At 42.8% G+C, this 20,061-nt stretch carries 19 protein-coding genes and 1 riboswitch; of the genes, 5 read left to right on the plus strand and 14 right to left on the minus strand.

The genetic code is table 11. The features are described from left to right. Positions 1–268 precede the first annotated feature (268 nt). Positions 269–2,002, minus strand: coding sequence for an ABC transporter ATP-binding protein (locus ACFQ38_RS08445; RefSeq protein WP_381480369.1), 1,734 nt, complete (start codon positions 2,000–2,002; stop codon positions 269–271). Between the two features lie 234 nt (positions 2,003–2,236). Here ACFQ38_RS08445 and ACFQ38_RS08450 point away from each other — a divergent pair, with 234 nt between their 5' ends. Further along, the gene (locus ACFQ38_RS08450) at positions 2,237–2,665 is read left to right on the plus strand and encodes a hypothetical protein (protein WP_381480371.1); all 429 of its coding nucleotides are present in this window, start codon (positions 2,237–2,239) and stop codon (positions 2,663–2,665) included. Positions 2,666–2,731: 66 nt separating this feature from the next. Here the strand turns inward: ACFQ38_RS08450 and ACFQ38_RS08455 are convergent, their stop codons facing one another. The 5 genes from ACFQ38_RS08455 to ACFQ38_RS08475 all read right to left on the minus strand — a co-directional run bounded on the left by ACFQ38_RS08455 (position 2,732) and on the right by ACFQ38_RS08475 (position 8,287). Further along, on the minus strand, positions 2,732–4,672 hold the full coding sequence (locus ACFQ38_RS08455) for an FtsX-like permease family protein (RefSeq protein ID WP_381480372.1): 1,941 nt from the start codon (positions 4,670–4,672) through the stop codon (positions 2,732–2,734). Then, positions 4,650–5,426, minus strand: coding sequence for an ABC transporter ATP-binding protein (locus tag ACFQ38_RS08460; protein ID WP_336824047.1), 777 nt, complete (start codon positions 5,424–5,426; stop codon positions 4,650–4,652). The genes ACFQ38_RS08455 and ACFQ38_RS08460 overlap by 23 nt, the downstream gene beginning before the upstream one ends. A gap of 101 nt (positions 5,427–5,527) precedes the next feature. Next, positions 5,528–6,550 (minus strand): sensor histidine kinase, encoded by a 1,023-nt coding sequence (locus tag ACFQ38_RS08465; protein WP_336824046.1) that lies wholly within the window; start codon positions 6,548–6,550, stop codon positions 5,528–5,530. 10 nt (positions 6,551–6,560) lie between these two features. Then, the gene (locus ACFQ38_RS08470; RefSeq protein WP_408020204.1) at positions 6,561–7,244 is read right to left on the minus strand and encodes a response regulator transcription factor; all 684 of its coding nucleotides are present in this window, start codon (positions 7,242–7,244) and stop codon (positions 6,561–6,563) included. Between the two features lie 158 nt (positions 7,245–7,402). Next, the gene (locus tag ACFQ38_RS08475) at positions 7,403–8,287 is read right to left on the minus strand and encodes a hypothetical protein (protein WP_381480374.1); all 885 of its coding nucleotides are present in this window, start codon (positions 8,285–8,287) and stop codon (positions 7,403–7,405) included. A 393-nt stretch (positions 8,288–8,680) separates the two neighbouring features. Between ACFQ38_RS08475 and ACFQ38_RS08480 the strand changes: the two genes are divergently transcribed. After that, entirely contained in the window at positions 8,681–10,141 is a 1,461-nt protein-coding gene (locus ACFQ38_RS08480; protein ID WP_336824043.1) for a protein adenylyltransferase SelO, read from the plus strand. A 124-nt stretch (positions 10,142–10,265) separates the two neighbouring features. Here ACFQ38_RS08480 and thiW read toward each other — a convergent pair whose 3' ends face one another. The 8 genes from thiW to ACFQ38_RS08520 form a co-directional block, all read right to left on the minus strand. Next, positions 10,266–10,760 carry an energy coupling factor transporter S component ThiW gene (gene thiW, locus ACFQ38_RS08485; RefSeq protein ID WP_336824042.1) on the minus strand — a complete coding sequence of 165 codons (495 nt, stop codon included), beginning with the start codon at positions 10,758–10,760 and terminating at the stop codon, positions 10,266–10,268. Beyond that, positions 10,757–11,416 carry a thiamine phosphate synthase gene (gene thiE / locus ACFQ38_RS08490; RefSeq protein ID WP_381480375.1) on the minus strand — a complete coding sequence of 220 codons (660 nt, stop codon included), beginning with the start codon at positions 11,414–11,416 and terminating at the stop codon, positions 10,757–10,759. Before thiE ends, thiW begins: the two co-directional genes overlap by 4 nt. Further along, positions 11,403–12,242 carry a bifunctional hydroxymethylpyrimidine kinase/phosphomethylpyrimidine kinase gene (thiD, locus tag ACFQ38_RS08495; protein WP_336824040.1) on the minus strand — a complete coding sequence of 280 codons (840 nt, stop codon included), beginning with the start codon at positions 12,240–12,242 and terminating at the stop codon, positions 11,403–11,405. The genes thiE and thiD overlap by 14 nt, the downstream gene beginning before the upstream one ends. Continuing rightward, a complete protein-coding gene (gene thiM / locus ACFQ38_RS08500) occupies positions 12,239–13,045 on the minus strand; it encodes a hydroxyethylthiazole kinase (protein ID WP_381480376.1) in 807 nt (268 codons plus the stop codon). The genes thiD and thiM overlap by 4 nt, the downstream gene beginning before the upstream one ends. Beyond that, a complete protein-coding gene (gene tenA / locus ACFQ38_RS08505; protein ID WP_336824038.1) occupies positions 13,045–13,728 on the minus strand; it encodes a thiaminase II in 684 nt (227 codons plus the stop codon). The genes thiM and tenA overlap by 1 nt, the downstream gene beginning before the upstream one ends. A gap of 99 nt (positions 13,729–13,827) precedes the next feature. Continuing rightward, positions 13,828–13,935: riboswitch (TPP riboswitch) on the minus strand. Between the two features lie 210 nt (positions 13,936–14,145). After that, positions 14,146–14,988, minus strand: coding sequence for an aldo/keto reductase (locus tag ACFQ38_RS08510; protein ID WP_381480377.1), 843 nt, complete (start codon positions 14,986–14,988; stop codon positions 14,146–14,148). A gap of 184 nt (positions 14,989–15,172) precedes the next feature. Continuing rightward, positions 15,173–15,640, minus strand: coding sequence for a hypothetical protein (locus tag ACFQ38_RS08515; RefSeq protein ID WP_336825607.1), 468 nt, complete (start codon positions 15,638–15,640; stop codon positions 15,173–15,175). A 172-nt stretch (positions 15,641–15,812) separates the two neighbouring features. After that, the gene (locus tag ACFQ38_RS08520; protein WP_336825609.1) at positions 15,813–16,361 is read right to left on the minus strand and encodes a GbsR/MarR family transcriptional regulator; all 549 of its coding nucleotides are present in this window, start codon (positions 16,359–16,361) and stop codon (positions 15,813–15,815) included. Positions 16,362–16,762: 401 nt separating this feature from the next. On the opposite strand from ACFQ38_RS08520, the gene ACFQ38_RS08525 reads away from it, so the two are divergent. Genes ACFQ38_RS08525 through ACFQ38_RS08535 form a run of 3 tightly spaced genes read left to right on the plus strand, consistent with a single transcriptional unit; the run spans position 16,763 to position 19,808 of the window. Further along, positions 16,763–18,049: a quaternary amine ABC transporter ATP-binding protein gene (locus tag ACFQ38_RS08525; RefSeq protein ID WP_336825611.1), complete on the plus strand. Its 1,287-nt coding sequence runs from the start codon at positions 16,763–16,765 to the stop codon at positions 18,047–18,049. Continuing rightward, positions 18,046–18,897, plus strand: a complete 852-nt coding sequence (locus ACFQ38_RS08530; RefSeq protein WP_336825613.1) for an ABC transporter permease — start codon at positions 18,046–18,048, stop codon at positions 18,895–18,897. Before ACFQ38_RS08525 ends, ACFQ38_RS08530 begins: the two co-directional genes overlap by 4 nt. A gap of 2 nt (positions 18,898–18,899) precedes the next feature. Further along, positions 18,900–19,808 (plus strand): glycine betaine ABC transporter substrate-binding protein, encoded by a 909-nt coding sequence (locus ACFQ38_RS08535; protein WP_336825617.1) that lies wholly within the window; start codon positions 18,900–18,902, stop codon positions 19,806–19,808. Positions 19,809–20,061: the final 253 nt, after the last annotated feature.

The raw sequence follows: 20,061 nt of genomic DNA on the forward strand, positions 1-20,061 counted from the left end.
GATTCCGAACACTTCGCACACATGCAAAGCCTTCCTAAGCTATTCAATTAGCTACGAGAAGAAACTCGGAATTTGATAGTTGCCATTTGAAAACCCTCCGTTCGAAAAATGTAGGCCTATAATAACATACAAATAGGTGCCTGTGCAAGGTTTAATTCAGAAAATACATTTCAATTGCACAAAAAAGAAATATGGAGGCTCAACCAATCCGTACTAAATGGACTTCCATTTGTATTCCGATAGGCACCGATATCGTACCAGCACAATGCTATGCCAATTGCTGTTCAGCAAACTCACGGTATAGCGGATGTGTTGCGGCCAATTCTTCATGTGTGCCGCTTCCGGTAATGCGCCCTTTTTCGATAAAAAGTATTTTATCTGCATGGACGATCGTCGATAATCTATGAGCAATGACGAATGTTGTACGTCCTTCCATTAAGCGGCTTAGCGCCTGCTGGACAACGCCTTCTGACTGACTGTCAAGGCTTGCGGTCGCTTCGTCCATCATGAGCAATTTAGGGTCTCGCAGGAAGGCTCTTGCGATTGCGATCCGTTGCCGTTGACCGCCGGATAGCTTCACACCACGTTCGCCGACTTCCGTATCAAGTCCTTTCGGAAAATCACGAATGAACTGATCGGCATACGCCATTTCGGCGACTTTCCATAATTGGTCATCTGTTATTTCATGGGGATTTTCCAAACCGTATGTCAAATTCTCCCGAATCGTGCCAGCCATCATAGCGCTCTCTTGCGCAACGTATCCGATTTGGCTGCGCCAAGAAGCGAGTGAAACATTTTGGATTGGTGTATCTCCGACGAGAATTTCTCCTGTAGTTGGTTCATAGAAACGTTCCATTAGACCAAACACAGTCGTTTTTCCGCCGCCACTCGGTCCTGCAAAAGCGATCATTTCACCAGGATTCGCTTGGAATGAAATGCTATCCAACACCGGCTCTTCCTCTGTGTAAGAGAACGATACATCCTTCACTACAATTGGCTGATTGGCAATGTCTTTCACAACGCCATCCTGCCCACTTTCAAGCGGTAGTTCCATAATTTCAATAATCCGTTCCGTCGCACCTTTCGCTTTTTGCAACTGCGTAAAGAACATCGCAAACGTTGTAATTGGCATAATGATTTGGAATAAATAAAGCAGGAAAGCGACGAGCGTTCCGGTGGACATCGCCCCGCTCGCAACACGCATTCCTCCGTAGCCAATGATCATGACGATGACAAGTATGACAACAAACTGCATAATTGGTGCAACCAACGCGAAAATTTTCGCTTCACGCAACCCGAATTTCAGAAGTCTGCCAATGCCTTCCAACCCTTTTGCTTCTTCATCCTTTTCCGCGGTTGACGCTTTCATAAGGCGGATTTCGCTAAGTGTTTGCTGAACACTTCCTGTAAACGCCGCTGTTTCATCTTGTAAACCGCGTGATATTTTCGCCATCCTTTTCCCTAATGGAATCATAACAATTAAAGTGACCGGCACTGCAATCAGCATGATCAGCGTCATCTTCCAATCCATGATGAAGAGCAATGTAACGGCACCGATGATGGAGATCATACCGGTGATGAATTGTGGAAAATGATCGGTAATTAAATCTTTAACGACACTCGTATCATTGACGACGCGGCTCACGGTTTCTCCGCTTGACGTCTGATCGTAATAACCGACCGGCAAGCGCACGAGCTTAAGCCACATCCGTTCCCGCAAACTTGCAACGATTTTCTGCCCGACCGCAGCAAGCAAATAAATCGAAATCCCGCTTATAATCGCTTGAACGACAAAAGCTACACCAATTGCGATGAGCAACGGCATGCTTAAAGACGATACAGAAAAGCCGTCAACCAAATTTTTTGTCAATATAGGCACGACCAACCCTGCGAGCGTCGTAATGATGCTTGCCGATAACCCGATGAATAGAGCACCTTTCGGGATTTTCGTCGATAAAATTAATTGTATAAAAGGTTTTAATCCGTTTTGTTCCTTATTCAAATAAAACCCTCCTTTAACCAGCCATTCCTTCTGAATGAAGAATAGCCGATTCAAATGTAACAGAATGAAAGGAATCCGTCTTCTATTAACTATACGGGAGCAGGAATAATTCGTTTCAGTTTTTTTGTAGCGTAATAGACTGTTCTTGGCGGGACAGAAGGAGTTCTAAAGAATGTGGCGTATAGTAAGGGGAGTCATACGGTTAACAAATACAATAAATAACGGGAGGCAATTATGACTACAAGGGATCTCATCTATTTCGTGCTATTCATTGCAAGTTCATGTTACAGCGTTTTTATGTATTTTCTCACGCTAACAGACCATGTTTTCATTACATCTGAAATACCTATTCACTATACACCGATTGAGGCGAAAGTGTACGTTGCACTAACAATTAGCACTACGTTCACATTTGTCATTACGATTTTATTATCGGAGAAATCTATTATATATATAACAACTTCTATTTTCGGGATTGTCTCGATGCTTTACGCATTCGGAACGATCAGAACCTATTATCGATTTCCCGATAGCATGGATTTATTAACCACTTTGGCAATGCCAATGATGTTTATCATACCAACTTTTTTAGGTGTTGTGACCATAGTGAGAAGGAGGAAAAAGAAAATCAATTTGTCGATGTTCGTTCAGACGGTTAAGTAATCTAGTTAGAAAAAGCTACTTGTGGCATGTAACCACAAGTAGCATCTGTGTTGATGAAACCACGTTTTATAAAGCCGATTGAACAATCTTTCTATAATACCTTATAGTTAACACCGCAAAGATTAAGTAGATCAATGTGTAAATAACCATTGCAATTGAAGCGGGCACAGTAATATCCGACATGAATATGAAGGAAGCGGATTTGATCGCAAAGATGGAATGCAACAGTCCGATAAGTAGCGGCAAGCCGAAGACAAATATTTGTTTACGGACGATACCACGCATTACATCTTGGACAGTAAATCCTAATTGGCGCAATGTTATATAACTATTTCTCTCTTGTTCTGCTTCCGTCATTTGCTTGAAGTATAGAATGCTTCCTGTTGAAATGAGGAATACAAGACCAAGGAATCCCGAGATGAAGATGAGCAACCCATTGTTTTGCATATTTGATATATAGTTCGAATAATAATCAAATTTTGCCTGATTAGGGTGTGTCATTTCTGAATAGATGTCCGATGCCTTGGCCAGGTTTTCTTTATCTATGATATGAACTGCAAAGTATGTTGTAACAGGTTTTTTTCCGTTTTTATTTGCAGAAAGCTGTTCTATTTCCCGATAAAAGTCTTCGCTTACTACAAAATGAGAACCAACTCGCGGTGGGTTTAATACATTTCCTTCCTCTATCTTTAAAACGGAGATGTCTACTTCCTGATGGGGGGTAAACAATTTGAAGTTTACCGGGACTTCAGTAGTCTGCATGATCCAATATAAAGATGCATCGTAAAAAGAAGCTGTTCTGTTTTTAGGAAGATCGATATCCATGCCAACCTGCTGTAATTGCTTTTCATTTACAATATTCACCCCAAATGTTCCGTTTATCAATTTAGGGATGCTGTTTTCGTCAAATTCGCCCTCTAAGTTTAATACATCAATCGGAGAGTATTGATATGCGATTTTTTGTTGCTCAAGTTGTTCAATAAATTGTTTTGCTTTTGATTCACCCGTTCCTTCTGCATTCGGTGTAAACAAAAAATCGACGGGATAGATTAGGCGGGTTTCCTTTTCTGTCGAATAATAGAGGGAATATGCTCCGGCTAACATTGTTAACGTCATCGCGGACAATACTGTAATAATTGTCAATGAATTCGCATTGCCTTTCATCCGGTGCATGATTGGCGCTAACGATAAACTATTATACAGTCCAAGATGGCCTTGTTTCTGCTTTCTAATTTGATAAAACAACCAACTGATCGTCACTCGGAACAATAAATAAGTGCCGAGAATCGTCGAAGCCAAAACAGCTAGCATATTGAAGAAGAGCAGTGCATTGAGCATATTACCTGACAGCCAATAGCCGAAGACAATTAAGCCAATTCCCAATAGAGCTAAAAACGCAGAACGGAAGGCTTTTGGCTTTTTCGGATGCTCGCCGGTTTTATCCGCATTGAATAAGGACAACAATGTGTTGCGATAGACGGCAATGAGCATCTGAATTGAAGTTAGGACAATAATTGCCAAGAAGACAATGATTGTTTGAGTAACGGCAGCAGTCGAGAATGATAACTCGATAAACCCATCAAAGCCGATTAATTTCATGAGTAGCATTAAAAAGATCCGAGAAACTAATATGCCTGTGCCGATACCGAAAGCTAAAGCACCTGCGCTCAGTAATGTATTTTCAATAATTAACAACCGTGCGACGGCACCCTTCGTAAGTCCGATCAACTGATAGAGTCCGATTTCCCTGCTTCTTCTCTTTAAAAATATCGCATTCGCATAAATGACGAAGATGCCCGCAATGAATAACAGCAAAACACCTGCAGCTTTAAATGCTTTCCCCATATTTCCGCCAGATTGTGCCACGACCGATGGATCATGTTGCAGTGTTGCAAAGACAAAATATAAAACGACGCTGAAAATAAGCGCGAAAAAGTATAAATAATAATGTTTGATGTTTTTCCGCATGCTGCGGACAACAAGATCAAAGAGCGTCAACGCTGTCACCGCCTAAGATGCCTTGGACTTTCAGGATTTCCTGGAAGAAGGCTTGTCTCGATTGGTCGCCGCGATATAGCTCTGAGTAGATGTTGCCGTCTTTCAAAAAAACGACTCGGCTACAGTAGCTTGATGCGACAGGGTCATGTGTCACCATCATAATCGTGACGCCGCGCTGTTTATTGACGTCTTCCAAAGTCCCTAATAAGGAGGATGCTGATTTTGAGTCCAGTGCACCGGTCGGTTCATCCGCAAACACCATTGATGGTTTATTAATGAGAGCCCTTGCGGCGGATGTACGTTGTTTTTGCCCGCCAGAAATTTCATGTGGATATTTATCCGCCAAGTCCTTAATTCCTAAAATATCGACAATTGAATTGAATTGATCTTCCGCAACCCGCTTTTTCATTTTGCCAAGAGAAACTGGCAAGAGAATATTCTCTTTCACTGTTAACGTATCTAACAGATTGTAGTCTTGAAAGATGAAGCCCAATTGGTCGCGCCTAAATGCAGATAACTCACGGTCTTTCATCTTCGAAATATCCGTATCTCCAATAAGGATTGTGCCTTCTGTCGTACGGTCAATCGTTGCAAGGACGTTTAAAAGCGTCGTTTTGCCGGCACCCGATGCACCCATGATTCCGACAAACTCGCCTTCCATTACTCGCAGGTCAATGCCTTTCAATACTTGCTGAACATTGCCCCGGCTGCCATAGGATTTCCGGATGTTTTGTGCATGTAACACTGTTTTATATTGGTCCATCATTGTTCCCTCCCTGTTTGCTATATCCTTATAGTAGATGACGACATGTATATAGTCGTACGATTTATGTGACAAACAGGTCGGTCAACATTACATTGTTGTCATGTTCGAGTTGCATCAAAGTCATTTTCAATAGAAAAGGTGATTGCCATCGTCGTTCCTTCATTTATTTTGGAATGCGCCGATAGGGAAACTCCAATTTTTGAGGCGACTTGGTGTGCTATATATAAACCTAAGCCTGTCGCCGCATTATGAAGCCTTCCCGTCTCTCCGGTAAAACCTTTGTCAAAAATGCGGGGGAGGTCATGGGCAGGAATTCCGGATCCTTCGTCTTTTATTAATAAAACGGCGTGCCCGCTCTGTGTACGATCCGTTCTAATGGAAATGATCCCTCCGTCGGGGCTATATTTCACGGCATTTGTCAACAATTGTCGGATGATGAATCGGCACCATTTACTGTCCGTAATAACTTCCATTTCTTCTCCTTCAATATCCACCCCAATATTTTTCTCAATGCACCATGATTGAAGTTCTCGTACTTCAGGGGTAATCAATTGTGCCACTTCGGTTTTATTTAATGAATAATCTGTTCCAAGTGACGGCAACCGTGAAATATAGAGCTGGCGATCAATGAGCAAATGGACGCGAAGCCAGTCCGATTCGATTTTTCGGATTATAGGATCTTGTCTGTTTGCATCGATTGTTAATTTCATGGAGGTAAGCGGGGCTTTCACTTCATGGACCCATGCTGCTGTATAATCACTTTCCATAAGATTTGCAGCTTTTATTTCCGATAGTTTCTCCAATTGATCATTCGCTACTTGCCGCAGCAATTCATTGATCGTATAGTCGCGGGAGAAAAATGGTTCAGGAAGTCCTTCGTGCCAATCTTGTGAATGAATTTCTGCTGCATGCAACAGTTCCTTTACATATTGTGTCTCTTTTTTAAAACGCCACATGAAGAATGTAATGAAGAGGGCAATCAGTAGCATATCCAAGTAGATGAGAGAGCTTATTTTTATAGAAAGCCCTTTATCGATCCAAATAAGGACATTCGTAAATGAAAGTGATAATACAAATAGAAGTATCCAGCTTTTCATATCTTTTATGTACGCAATGAACATCGTCTCCACCTCATAAGCTGACTGCCATATAGCCCATCCCTTTTTTTGTAATAATCGCATCACCAAGACCGATATCCGATAGCTTTTGGCGAAGCCTTGTCACATTTACCGTAAGTGTATTGTCGTTGACAAATCGTTCATCGTCCCAAAGCTTGCGGATTAATTCATCCCGAGAGACGATCTCATCCTTCGCTTGGACGAGTACAGCCAATATGAAAAATTCATTTTTCGTCAATTCTACTTCATTGCCATTAAGCCGAATTATGCCGCGCTTCATATCAATCATCGCGCCATTCCATTCTAATACATCTGCTGTTTCATCCGTATACGCATAAGTTCTCCGAAGTATTGCTTGTATTTTTGCAAGTAAAACATCTGTGTGGAACGGTTTCTGGATATAATCATCTGCTCCCATATTCATGGCCATCACCATATCCATTGGATGATCCCGCGACGACAGAAAGATAATCGGAACTTTTGAAATAGCCCTAATCTCACGGCACCAATGGAATCCGTCATATGCAGGCAACTGAATGTCCAAAATGATGAGATGGGGCTTATCTTCAATGAAAGCCCCCATTACGTCATGGAAATTCGTTGGTCCCGACACATGAAGCGACCATTGTCCGAGGCGTTCTTTAAGTGAATTAAAAATCGCCCGATCATCTTCTACAATAAAGATTTTCATATCCATCTCATACACGCCCTTCCTTATGTTTATTATAGACGCGCGCGTCAAACTTGGGAAAGATTATTATGGACAGCGTGAGCAGCTATGGGAAAACATTGTTTTGCGGAAAAGGGAAGAAGGTAAATGTGTCCCCATAAAAGCTCTATAGTCAATTTAATCCATTATTGAGTTAACACATAGTTAATGCGTGCAAATAAATTGTTCGTCTCACTACGTAGCTTTTGATACACTTCAATGAATTCTTCTTTGTTTTCTTCTATATTTTCAAACCTCCCAATCCGTTCCCAAAGCGAACTGATCATCATCATATTGTCGTACATCACCATATCCGTTACTGATTGGGGTGCTGGCAATAGAACAGTCGGAGATCCAAGAGTAAAGAAATCATTTTGGACGTTGTTTAGGACAGGATGATCCCATTCCTCATTTTCTATAATATAGCCAATATCGTTTAATAGCGGCGCTGTAAGAATGACGATTTGCATTATGCCTCTCTCCAAATTTGTTGCCTCTTCCCAAGTTCGATAGTCTGATGCAGGCGTTCCTATCAAATCTTCTGGCTGGGCGGACAGAAACAGCTTATAGACCGACGGAATTTCTGATTTATCGATTTGGTAAGCAACATTATTTGTAATGTCGATATAGGCATCTGCAAAGTTTGTTATATTCGTGACCTTCTGATCATCGCTTACAATGGCCCGCACCGGAAAGTCATCCATTGCGAAGCGAACAATCCCCTGTTCCTCAGCCATTTTCATATATTCAGTCATCGTATGTTTTTTGGCAAAATTGCCTTCATCATTATAGACCGACGGAATGCCAACTGTTAAAATCCCTGCTTTTATATACATGTCTCCATCATTCGCGTCATCTTCTCCAATTGTCTCTACCTGTTTTTCGTCTACTTCCTTCTTTTCAACGTTATTTTTTTCTATATCCGTTTCGGTCTCCATTTGCGACTGTTCCTCTATGTCAGTGGACTTTTCCGGTATTGAACACGCTGTCAATAGAATGGTCGTCGCTAAAAGAACCAATATTTTATTCAAACAAATCCCTCCCATATGTTTGTAATATATACAAAGAGAAGTGGAAAAGGTTTCAATGAGGATTGAAAAGGTTGGAAATGATTCTTTTGGTACTGCAAGTTAAACGCCGAAATCGGCACTTACGTAATTATAAAATAGATCCGTAGTGTGAGAATTATAAGATTGAATATTCCGCAAAAGTATTTATTGATGCAAAAAAATAGGATAAAGGGCGATATTCGTGAGAGGATATGAAGAGGAAAGATAGAGGCAGCGTTTTCGCTTGCCCGTTGTGGAGGAGCCAGAAAGCTTGAGCTGCTCGCTCTTAACCGACCGAGAGTAGAAGCTATCGACCCGAAATGTGTGTAGACGCTGTTACAACTGCTCGAAAATACCAAGAAGGATGTGATCATGATGACGAAAAATAATGATGGATGGCATTTGGAGAATAGTTATGCACAACTCCCGGAAGCTTTTTTCACTGAAACATCACCGGAGCATTCTCCATCACCTCAAATTGTGATGTTGAACGAATCATTATGTGGGGATTTAGGGTTGGACCCGCAAATGTTAAACAGCGAAGAAGGCATTGCAATATTGGCAGGCAATCGGATCCCTGATGGAGGCAAATCGATTGCGCAGGCGTATGCGGGCCACCAGTTCGGACATTTTACGATGTTAGGCGATGGACGCGCGGTTTTATTAGGAGAACAAATAATGCCTAACGGCAAGCGTGTTGATATTCAATTAAAAGGATCGGGGCGTACACCTTTTTCACGAGGAGGGGATGGGCGTGCGGCACTTGGTCCAATGCTGAGGGAATATTTGATTAGCGAAGCGATGCATGCGCTCAAAATTCCAACGACTCGAAGCCTTGCAGTTACAGTTACAGGAGCCCCGGTCTATAGAGAGGAAGTGTTGCCAGGTGCAATATTGACTCGAGTGGCGCTAAGCCATTTGCGGGTTGGAACGTTTCAGTATGCTGCAGCACGTCAGGAGACTGATGATTTGCGGACATTGGCCGATTACGCGATTCACCGACATTATCCGCATATCGAAAATGACAAGAACCCATACCATACATTTTTAAAAAGTGTCATTGAGCGACAGGCGGAGCTTGTTGCAAAATGGCAGCTTGTCGGTTTCATCCACGGCGTTATGAATACGGACAATGTTTCGATTAGTGGAGAGACGATTGACTACGGGCCTTGCGCATTTATGGATACGTATGATCCCTCTACAGTATTCAGTTCAATTGACAGGGAAGGACGGTATGCTTACGGCAATCAGCCGGGCATTACGGAATGGAATTTGTCTCGTTTTGCTGAAACGCTGCTACCATTATTGCATGAGGATACAGACGAGGCGGTCAATATTGCACAGGAAGCAATTTCCGGGTTTGCTGAACGTTTTCATAGGTATTGGATGGCCGGAATGCGAAGCAAGATAGGCATTTTCAATGAAGAGAAAGAGGATATGCTCCTTGTGAAAAAACTACTGCGCATTATGCAAGACCAGAAAGCGGATTATACGAATACGTTTAGAGCGTTCACTTTAAATAAAGCCGAGAATCTTCCTTTCTTTGATCACCCTGAATTTCAGCAATGGCTTAAGGAATGGAAAGACAGGCTTTCTCGACAAACCGAAACAGAAGAGGAAGCCTATCAATTAATGAAAGAAAGCAACCCTGCAATCATTCCACGCAACCATCGTGTTGAAGAAGCACTTGAATCTGCGGTTGAAAACGGTGACCTTCGTGCGATGGAGAGACTGTTGGCAGCATTATCGGACCCTTATTCGTATTCGGAGAAGCAGGAAGTATATATTGCGCCGTCTAATTCAACTGATCCCTACCAAACGTATTGTGGAACATAAGTGCTCGCGTGAGACACGATACCGTATAAAAAAGAAGCAGGCAGCCAATCATTCTTCGTTTAATTGGCTACCTGCTGTATTTTACCAAGAAACATATGCTTCATACAGGCAACTAGGCAAAAACTTAGTAACTTTGTATTCTTTTCACTGCAGGCATACGTTGGAGCCGTAATGCAACGACGACGCCGATTGCCGCTCCGCTGATGCTTGAAACGAGGAAAGGCGGCATGAAGAAAAATGCAGTGACGGTCGTTCCCATTAAAATAGCAGCGTAAGGAACTGCGAAAAGGGATGCAATAATTCCTGTTCCGATAATTTCTCCTAATGCTGCAAGCAATGCCTTGCCCGATTGTTTATAGAGCAAACCTGCAAGCGCTGCTCCGATCATGCCTCCCGGGAAAGCGAGCAAGGAGCCAGTGCCTGTTAAAACGCGCACAAGTCCAGTCATAAAAGCGATAATGACGGCAGGCAAGGGTCCTAACAGTATGGCGGCGATCACATTGACAGCATGCTGAATCGGATAGGCGCGTGCGATGCCTGCCGGAAAGGAGACGAAAATGGAACCTGCAATAGCAATTGCCGTAAAGGCGGTCATAAGAACAAGCTTCCGTGTTGTCATTGCAAAGCACTTCTCTTAACTGCCCATTGGTTTGCCGTATGTTTTAGCTGTTTTGCTGCTATTTCGGGGTTCTCCGCGGAAGCAATCGAAGAAATGATGGAAATCCCGTGAGCTCCAGCTTTAAAAACCGGTTCGGCATTAGTTGCCGTAATGCCGCCGATTCCTACGATTGGCAACTCAGGAAAAAGAGTACTGACTTTTTCAATTAAAACAGTTCCAGCAACAGGCTTTGCATCGTCTTTCGATACTGTTTCGTAGACTGGTCCGATACCTACATAATTTGCCCCGGCCGCAATAGCCGCTTTTGCCTCATCCACTGAATGGACGGAAACTCCTACTATTTTATCTGCCCCAATCTTTTCTCGAACGAATGCCGCATCTGTGTCATCTTGTCCGACATGAACCCCATCAGCACCGATTTCAATCGATAGGTCAACGTCATCGTTGACAATGAACGGAACACCGTATTGCTTACATAGTCTTTGGCAGCTTTGGGCAAATGCTTTCTTTTCCGTTCGAGCAAGTGCATTCGGTCCTTTTTCACGAAACTGAAAACAAGTGATGCCGCCTTTCAAAGCGTCCTCCAAAACGGATAACGGGTCTGTAGCATTTATAGAACCCATAATGAAATAAAGCTTGTAGTCAACGTTTTTCAATCAACTCCACATCCTTCCGTGCCCTATTGCCTCGTAATCTGTAGGCAGCATGGTTTGTAGGTCCATGCCCGTTGCCAATGGACAAACCATCTTCAATTGCAGCATGGATAAAATGTTTGGCTGTTATGACTGCTTCCGTCATTGGTGCTCCTTTCGCAAGCTCCGCTGTAATGGCAGCGGCGAATGTGCATCCCGTTCCATGAGTGTCTTTCGTTTGGATCCGTTTGCTTTTCATAATAAAGCGCTCGCCGTCCGCTGATACGAATAAATCCTCTGCGAAAGGTGTATCTTCCCGATGGCCTCCTTTTAGCAGGACAGCTCCTGCACCCATTTCCAATAATCGCTTCGCAGCTATCTCCATATGTGATAATGAAGTGATCGGCATTTCTGCTAACACTTCTGCTTCGGGAATATTTGGCGTAAGAAGAGCGGCCATTGGAATTAACCGTTCCTTTAAAGCGACAATTGCGGCTTGCTGGAGAAGAGAGGCACCTCCTTTTGCAATCATGACTGGATCAATGACGAAAGGAAATGTAGGATATCGACTTAACGTATCGCTGATCGCTTCGATAATTTCAGCGGAAAACAGCATGCCTGTTTTTGCTGCTCCGATCGTAAAGTCATCCAATATTGCTTCAAGCTGAGCAATGACAATACTTGTGTCAATGGGCTGTACCGCATGTACCCCTAATGTATTTTGAGCTGTGACAGCAGTCAATGCTGAAGTTCCAAACGTTCCAAGTTCTTGGAACGTTTTCAAGTCGGCTTGAATGCCTGCACCGCCGCCACTATCTGAACCTGCAATTGTTAGAGCGATGGAAGTCATTCCTTAACCCCCTCTTCGATAAAAAATTGTCCACCATCGATTGCTTCATCATCTATGCCGCCTAAAGCGTTTAAGAAATGAACAGCGAAATCTCCAGGCCCGGCTGCATGTTCTGCCGCAACTTCGCCAGCTTTTTTGTAAAAGGCGAGACTATATGCTACAGCATCGATAGGAGTGTGTACATTAACCGCAAGGAAGGCGGCTGTAACAGCGCTCAACAGACAACCCATTCCTGTAATGTGGGTCATTATAGGGTGCCCTCCAGAAACTCGTATGAGTTTGTCACCATCTGTTACAATGTCAGTTTCTCCAGTAATGGCAACGAGGCAGCGATGACGATTGGCAACGTCCATTGCAGCAGCGGCAATATTGGCAGATCCGTTTCCGGCATCGACCCCCTTCGCTGTCCATTCCACTCCCGCGATGGCGGCAATTTCTCCCGCATTCCCTCGAATGAGCGCAATATCTAATTCGTCTAATAGACGTGTCACCGTTCTTTTGCGAAAAGCAGTTGCCCCTGCCCCGACAGGATCTAATACGACAGGGCGACCATACGTATTCGCACTTCCGCCAGCGGCAATCATCGACTCGACCGTGTTGGCATTCAACGTTCCGATATTAAGTAATGTGCTTGAAGATAGGGCAGAAACCTCTGCTGCCTCTTCTATCGAATCGGCCATTATTGGGGAAGCACCCAATGCCAGCAGTCCGTTTGCTTGGAAATTTGCTACGACAATATTTGTAATGCAATGGATCAGCGGACTTTGGTTGCGCAATTCATGCAGCAAAGAAGATGGAGCCATTATGCATGCGCCTCCATTCCTTCAATCTCCCACTGTTGCTTCGTCCATGCCATTTCCCAAAACTGCAATTCGTAGTGAGTGCTTTTCATAAAATGTGCTTTCAATTGTTCACGTTTTTGATCTGATAGATGTTCCGTCAAGTTGTTCAAACGATCGATCTGTTCAAGGGTTGCTTTTTCGAACCATTCAGAGCCGTATGTGGCAATCCATTTGTCATAGATCGGATGATTTGGTTTAGCATTTTTCAGCCGTTCTCCAATTTCATAATAAAGCCAATAGCAAGGTAACAATGCGGATAAAGTCGCTGCCAAGTCGCCTTCCATTGCAGCTCGATATAAATGTGATGTATAGGCATATGCGGTCGGCGCAGGTTTAAAGTTTTCGAGATCTTTATTTGTAATGTCCAATAGTTCGAAGAAACCTTCATGCAATGAAATTTCTGAACCGCAAGTACGATCAGCATGTTGTGCAAACCTTTGTACAGTCAACATATCTGTCGCTTGCACTGCAGCCATGGCATGCACTTTTGCAAAGTGCTTTAAGTAATACGAGTCTTGCAGTACATAGTATTTGAATACATCCTCAGGCAATGTACCGTTAGCAAGCGCGGTAATAAATGGATGATGAAAACTAGCCTCCCAAACGTTGTTGCATTCTTTCCGTACCTCTTCACAAAATGTCATCCCAACCACTCCTTATCCGTTTTAGAAAACCAAAAAAGCCGCTTCACTCAACGTATTGTTGAAGAAGCGGCTCGCATATCGGCGTAAGATAACCTTTAGAAGACGTGCGATCCACTTCCCTACGCTGGTATGAGCCAGATCAGGTTCTAAGGGTCCGCATATCGATACACGTCTCAGTCTTTCACAAAGACTCCCCCAGTGGTTAACTTTTTTCAGTTTTCAACTACACTATAGCACAGAATAATAGATTGGCAAGTCACATACAGTCTTGGCTGAATAAATTATGGATTGCCTCATAACTAAGTCGAATAATTCACAATTAAAAAGCTAAGAAAAGTTTTCTTCATCTTTCCGAAGACAGTTGAAAAAGCAAATGAGAACCAAAAAGTTCTCATTCGCTTATCTTAAGTATTTAAATTAAAAATCAAAGTTATCCGGATCTGGACCGCAACGGAGGTTTTGATTCAAGTTATCGATTTTTTCCATTTCTTCGTTGGATAGTTCAAAATCAAAAACATCGCTGTTTGATTTGATTCGCTCTTCTTTAATGGATTTCGGAATTGTCACAACGCCATTTTGCAGGTCCCAGCGGATGATAACTTGTGCAGTCGTTTTATTATGGCGATCTGCGATTTCCGATAGCACAGGGTGATCCAAAAGTTTGCCTTGCATAAGCGGTGACCAAGCTTCAAGCTGGATTCCTTGTTCTTTACAGAAAGCGTGAAGTTCTTTTTGCGTCAAATTCGGATGGTATTCAACTTGGTCGACCATCGGTTTGATTTCTGCGTCTTTCATCAGATCTTCAAGGTGGTGAATATGGAAATTGCTGACGCCGATGGCTCTTACTTTTCCGTCATTGTAAAGCTTTTCAAGCGCTCGCCAAGCGTCTTTGTATTTTCCTTCAACTGGCCAATGGATCAAATACAAGTCCAAATAATCCAAGCCAAGCTTTTGTAGGCTTGCTTCATAGGCCGCGAGTGTGGATTCGTATCCTAAGTCGGAATTCCAAACTTTTGAAGTGACAAATAAATCTTCTCGTTTAAGCCCAGTTGCTTCAAGACCTTCTCGAATCCCTTGGCCAACGCCTTTTTCATTTTGATAAACTGCAGCTGTATCAATGCTGCGGTATCCATTTACGATAGCATCCTTAACGGCATTGACAGCTTCAGCACCGTCTTCAACTTTGAAAACACCTAATCCGAGCCAAGGCATTTCTACACCATTGTGTAAAGTCGTTGTATCTTGTAGCTTTTTGACCATTATGATGACCTCCATTTTTGATTGATGATATACGTATTTACTATATCACGTCTTATTTAATTTGCCTTTTATGGGAGCTTTCTCTGCATTGAAGGAGCGTTCGTTTTTATAGCTGATAAGAGGGGCAGATTGATTAAATGGGCTGCAAGTGAGATTGAATGGGAAATATGTACGAGCTAAGTCGTTATTTCAGATCAGCATAGAACAGATGAACGCGCAGTAGAAAGGCTGTGGAAGAATCGGCTTCATACTCAATAATCAAGGATTGTCTTGGGGATATATGTATAAAATGGAACCCTGTGTCGAAAAAAGCGGTGAATGCTTCTAACAAGTCTGTTCTTTTTCCGTTGTTCGCTTCGAATAAAAGTTGAATCACCCGAACTTTTTCACCATTTTTAATCGGTGCAGCACCTTTCCCTTCCAGAAACTGCAGCCATTGAGAGGAAATAGACCCATTTGTGGCACAGGGAGTCACTTCGGTGAATAAAGATGATAATAAATTATAATCCCGATTTGTTACCTCGCTTTTCTTTATTCGAAACCAATAGCCGTCACTGTTATTTTCAAAAATGTATTCATCTGAAGGTGAGTCTTCTGGTAAACAGTCAAAGAATTGAATTGATGGAAAAAGGGCTGATAGATTGCTGTTCATGTTGAAATGACGCTCCTCTCTTGGTTAGAGATTCTTTATTATCATTTAAACATAGAGAGTTTTGTGAAGAAAGCGTAAATTGATGGTCGCGAGTAAGCTTGACGGTTATTTGACGTGCGACCGACCTCAACAAAAAAACACGCCAATTGATGACGTGTTCATTTTCTATCGGTTATTCGTTTTTAGATTCATCTTTTCGTGGGACGAGATCAAAAATCTCATGATCCTCAAATGCATCGACTAAGCGGTCGAGCCATTCGTAGTAATCGCGAATATAAATGAGCTTTTCAATGTCGATAGCAATTTCTTCTTTCAGTTCATCGTCTATAGTAGGGTCCTGTTCCAATCTCTGTAGCTCGTTTAAAGACTTTCTAATTGCCGCTGAATAGAGTGAAATGGAACGGCGCCATTTAATAGAAAACAAATCGATGAAGTTTTGATACCAATCGTCCCTCACTTGATATAAATCTTTGCGGACACCGCGTATCCAGGCGCGTTCTACTAATTTCAAATCAGTCAGCGCTCTAACAGAAGTGCTCATACTCGTTTTGCTCATTCCAAGTTCCTCTGTCATATCATCCAAAGTGAGCGGTCTATTATGAAAGAACATCGTCCCGTACTGTCTGCCAGCTGAAGGGGTCAGGCCGTATAGGTGCATATTTTGCGCGATGGTTTCGATGATTCGCTCGCGAGCCTTATCAAGTTTTTCTTTACCGTCCATAGAAGGTTCCCTCCACTACTTTCTTCAAATTAACTTCATTCAGCGGACGTCTTCATCTTAGCGGCAGAATCAAAGATGGTCAATGATTTATTGGAATGAAACCCCGGCTGAATTAAGTATGGGCCCCGGTGTTTACCGGTCACTTGCCTAAGCGTATTATACCCATTTTCATATTGCAATGAAATTTATCGATTTGTACGGTTTTTTCTGTACAAACAATTTATTTTGTAAAAACGGTTGTATTACAATCTCATTACGTTATACTAATAAACGTAGGTTTTAGTACCCTATTAAAAAGATCCTACTTGATTTGGTTAGGAATTGGGCAAATTGAGTGAGCAAAGAAAAGTGTAAGGATGTGAATTTACAGGTTAGGGTTAAGAAAATGAAGGAGTGTACACATGGAGGATCATAATCCTAAGATTAAAATTGAAGTGAAGAATACAAGTAAGATTTTTGGTAAACATAGCAAACGTGCGGCTCAGTTGCTAAAGGAAGGCAAGACAAAGCAGGAAATTTTGAAGGCGACTGGCGCTACAGTCGGGGTAAAAGATGCAAATTTCGAAGTGTATGATGGTGAAATTTTTGTCATTATGGGGCTTTCAGGAAGTGGGAAGTCGACATTAGTCCGCATGTTGAATCGGTTGATTGACCCAACGACGGGCTCAATCCGCTTAGATGGCGAAGATATTGTAACGATGAATAAGGAGCAGCTTCGTGAAGTGAGACGGAAAAAGATCGGTATGGTATTCCAAAACTTTGCCCTTTTCCCGCATAAGACAATCTTGGAGAATACCGAATACGGTCTTGAAATCCAAGGGATTGCGAAGGCGGAACGTCAAGAGAAGGCACGCGAGTCATTGAGATTAGTCGGCCTTGCAGGTTACGAAGACCAATATCCCGGCCAATTAAGCGGAGGCATGCAACAACGTGTTGGGTTAGCAAGAGCGCTTGCGAACGGGCCCGATATTTTATTGATGGATGAGGCATTTAGTGCGCTCGATCCATTGATTAGAAAAGATATGCAAGATGAATTGTTGCAATTGCATCATGATATGGGGAAAACGATTATATTTATTACCCATGATTTAGATGAAGCGTTGCGAATCGGGGATCGAATCGCACTGATGAAAGATGGCGACATTGTCCAAATCGGAACGCCGGAAGAGATTTTAATGAGTCCTTCCAACGAGTATGTAGAACGATTTGTAGAAGATGTCGATTTGTCGAAAGTGCTAACGGCAGGCCATATCGTGAAAAAAGCAGACACTGTACAGCTTGACCGTGGACCTCGGGTAGCATTACGCCTCATGAAGAGATTGCGGATTTCTTCTATTTATGTTGTAGACAAAGGAAACCGGTTATTAGGTGCCGTAACTGCACAAGATGCATCGGCTGCTGCAGAATCAGGGAAGTCATTGGAAGAAGTTCTTACTTTGGACATTCCGAAGACATCCGCAGATACGGTTTTAACTGATTTGTTTGATGTAGTGTCGACGACGGCAATTCCTGTTGCAGTTGTCGATGAGAGAGATCGTTTGATGGGAATCATTATCCGTGGCGCATTGATTGGTGCTTTATCAGGCGATGGACAATTTATTAATAATGGTGAACAACTTGATGACACCGCTTCCGTTCCGGGAATTGATGTTGTGGAATTGGAAGAAAGCGGGGTGAGTGCACAATGAATGAATTGCTACCACGTTTACCGTTTGCTGATTGGATTGACACGGGAATTGATTGGCTAGTCAGCAGCTTCGGCTCAGTGTTCGATGGCATTTCAGGATTTTTGAAAGGAACTGTTGAAGGTTCTGTTGAGTTGTTGGATATGGTACCATCCATTGTGCTTGCCGTGCTTTTTGCATTGTTGGCATGGCTTATTTCATCGCGCAAAATAGCACTCTTTACACTGATCGGGTTGTTGTTCATAGATTATTTGGGGTACTGGCATCCAATGCTGCAAATGTTGGCTCTCGTCATTACTTCAGTCGTCATTGCACTCGTTATTGGGATTCCATTAGGCATATGGGGGTCTCAGCAACCGTCAGTGAAAAAAGTGATCAGTCCTATTTTGGATTTGATGCAAACGATGCCTGCATTCGTTTACTTATTGCCAGCAATCTTCTTCTTCAACATCGGGGTCGTTCCAGGTGTTGTAGCGTCGGTTATTTTCTCTATGCCACCGACAATTAGATTAACAATGTTAGGTATTGAACAAGTTCCAAAGGATTTGATTGAAGCGACTGAAGCATTCGGTTCGACAACGTGGCAACGGCTCATTAAAGTGCAAATACCACTTGCCAAGCCGACTATTATGGCCGGGGTCAACCAAAGCATTATGCTTTCTTTATCCATGGTCGTAATTGCTTCAATGGTTGGGGCTCCGGGTCTTGGCGAGCAAGTGTATAAGGCGGTTACCCAACTGAAAACAGGTGTCGGCTTTGAAACAGGCCTCTCCATTGTAATCGTCGCAATCATCTTAGACAGAATTACGCAGCATGCAGGCAAGAAAAAACAAGGGGGAATTGCAAAATGAACATGAAAAAGAAATTGTTAAGCATAGGAGCAGTTGCACTACTATCCGTTGGGTTAGCTGCTTGTGGAAATGATGACGGAGATAAAGATACAGGAAAAACGGACGGTAGCTCGACAAAATCAGTCGGCGAGTCTGTGGATTATAAAATTACTGGAATCGATCCTGGCGCTGGCATTATGGAGGCGACTGAAGAAGCGATTAATGAGTATGGATTAGATAAATGGGATCTTACAACTGGATCAGGTGCTGCGATGACCGCTGCTTTGAAAAAAGCATATGACAAAGAAGAGCCGATCATCGTGACAGGCTGGACACCGCACTGGAAGTTTGCGAAATTTGATCTGAAATATTTGGATGACCCGAAAGGCGTTTACGGCGGTGAGGAGCAAATCCATACAATCGCAAGAACAGGGCTTGCTGAAGATCTTCCAGAGGCACACCAAATTCTATCCAACTTCAAATGGGAAGAACAAGATATGGGTGACATCATGGTTGCAATCCAAGATGGAGAAAAAGAAGAGGTAGCAGCTCAAAATTGGATTGATGCAAATGAGGATAAAGTGGCTGAATGGACCGATGGTGTAGATAAAGTGGATGGCGATAAAATCAACCTTGTTTACGTTGCATGGGACAGTGAAATTGCAAGCCATAACGTTATGAAATTAGTTCTTGAAGATATGGGATATGATGTAACATTGACACAGGTTGAAGCAGGTCCGCTTTGGACAGCAATCGCTGATGGCAGTGCAGATGCATCACTTGCAGCATGGCTGCCTGTAACGCATGAAACATACGCATCCAAGTTTGAAGGGAAATTCGAAGACTTGGGCATTAGTATGGAAGGTGTTAAAATCGGACTTGTCGTACCTGAATATATGGACATCGATTCAATTGAAGACTTGCAAGAGTAAGTAGATTGAGACTAAGTTTTTGAGGATCTATTCACCGTTGATAGGAGATTTCGCACCTATTTCAGTAGAAATGCATCAATGTTTTGATGTTATGCACCAATCTCCTGCAAGAATGCACTAATTAGACCTCTAAGACTATGAAGTGAATAAAAAAAGGGGCTGTCCAGAAAGTCAGTGAAAACTGATTTTCTGTGATAGTCCCTTTCTGGTTGGAGAATAAATGGGGAACCCCTGACAACCGTCGCTTTCCGTT

Source organism: Sporosarcina contaminans, from assembly GCF_042679045.1.
GTDB classification, from domain to species: domain Bacteria; phylum Bacillota; class Bacilli; order Bacillales_A; family Planococcaceae; genus Sporosarcina; species Sporosarcina contaminans.

Coding starts and splice junctions, on each gene's coding strand:
- ACFQ38_RS08450 (WP_381480371.1), top strand. CDS start 2,237: ATGACTACAAGGGATCTCATCTATTTCGTGCTATTCATTGCAAGTTCA.
- ACFQ38_RS08460 (WP_336824047.1), bottom strand. CDS start 5,426: ATGGACCAATATAAAACAGTGTTACATGCACAAAACATCCGGAAATCC.
- ACFQ38_RS08465 (WP_336824046.1), bottom strand. CDS start 6,550: ATGTTCATTGCGTACATAAAAGATATGAAAAGCTGGATACTTCTATTT.
- ACFQ38_RS08470 (WP_408020204.1), bottom strand. CDS start 7,244: ATGGATATGAAAATCTTTATTGTAGAAGATGATCGGGCGATTTTTAAT.
- ACFQ38_RS08480 (WP_336824043.1), top strand. CDS start 8,681: ATGACGAAAAATAATGATGGATGGCATTTGGAGAATAGTTATGCACAA.
- thiW (WP_336824042.1), bottom strand. CDS start 10,760: ATGACAACACGGAAGCTTGTTCTTATGACCGCCTTTACGGCAATTGCT.
- thiD (WP_336824040.1), bottom strand. CDS start 12,242: ATGACTTCCATCGCTCTAACAATTGCAGGTTCAGATAGTGGCGGCGGT.
- thiM (WP_381480376.1), bottom strand. CDS start 13,045: ATGGCTCCATCTTCTTTGCTGCATGAATTGCGCAACCAAAGTCCGCTG.
- tenA (WP_336824038.1), bottom strand. CDS start 13,728: ATGACATTTTGTGAAGAGGTACGGAAAGAATGCAACAACGTTTGGGAG.
- ACFQ38_RS08510 (WP_381480377.1), bottom strand. CDS start 14,988: ATGGTCAAAAAGCTACAAGATACAACGACTTTACACAATGGTGTAGAA.
- ACFQ38_RS08515 (WP_336825607.1), bottom strand. CDS start 15,640: ATGAACAGCAATCTATCAGCCCTTTTTCCATCAATTCAATTCTTTGAC.
- ACFQ38_RS08520 (WP_336825609.1), bottom strand. CDS start 16,361: ATGGACGGTAAAGAAAAACTTGATAAGGCTCGCGAGCGAATCATCGAA.
- ACFQ38_RS08525 (WP_336825611.1), top strand. CDS start 16,763: ATGGAGGATCATAATCCTAAGATTAAAATTGAAGTGAAGAATACAAGT.
- ACFQ38_RS08530 (WP_336825613.1), top strand. CDS start 18,046: ATGAATGAATTGCTACCACGTTTACCGTTTGCTGATTGGATTGACACG.
- ACFQ38_RS08535 (WP_336825617.1), top strand. CDS start 18,900: ATGAAAAAGAAATTGTTAAGCATAGGAGCAGTTGCACTACTATCCGTT.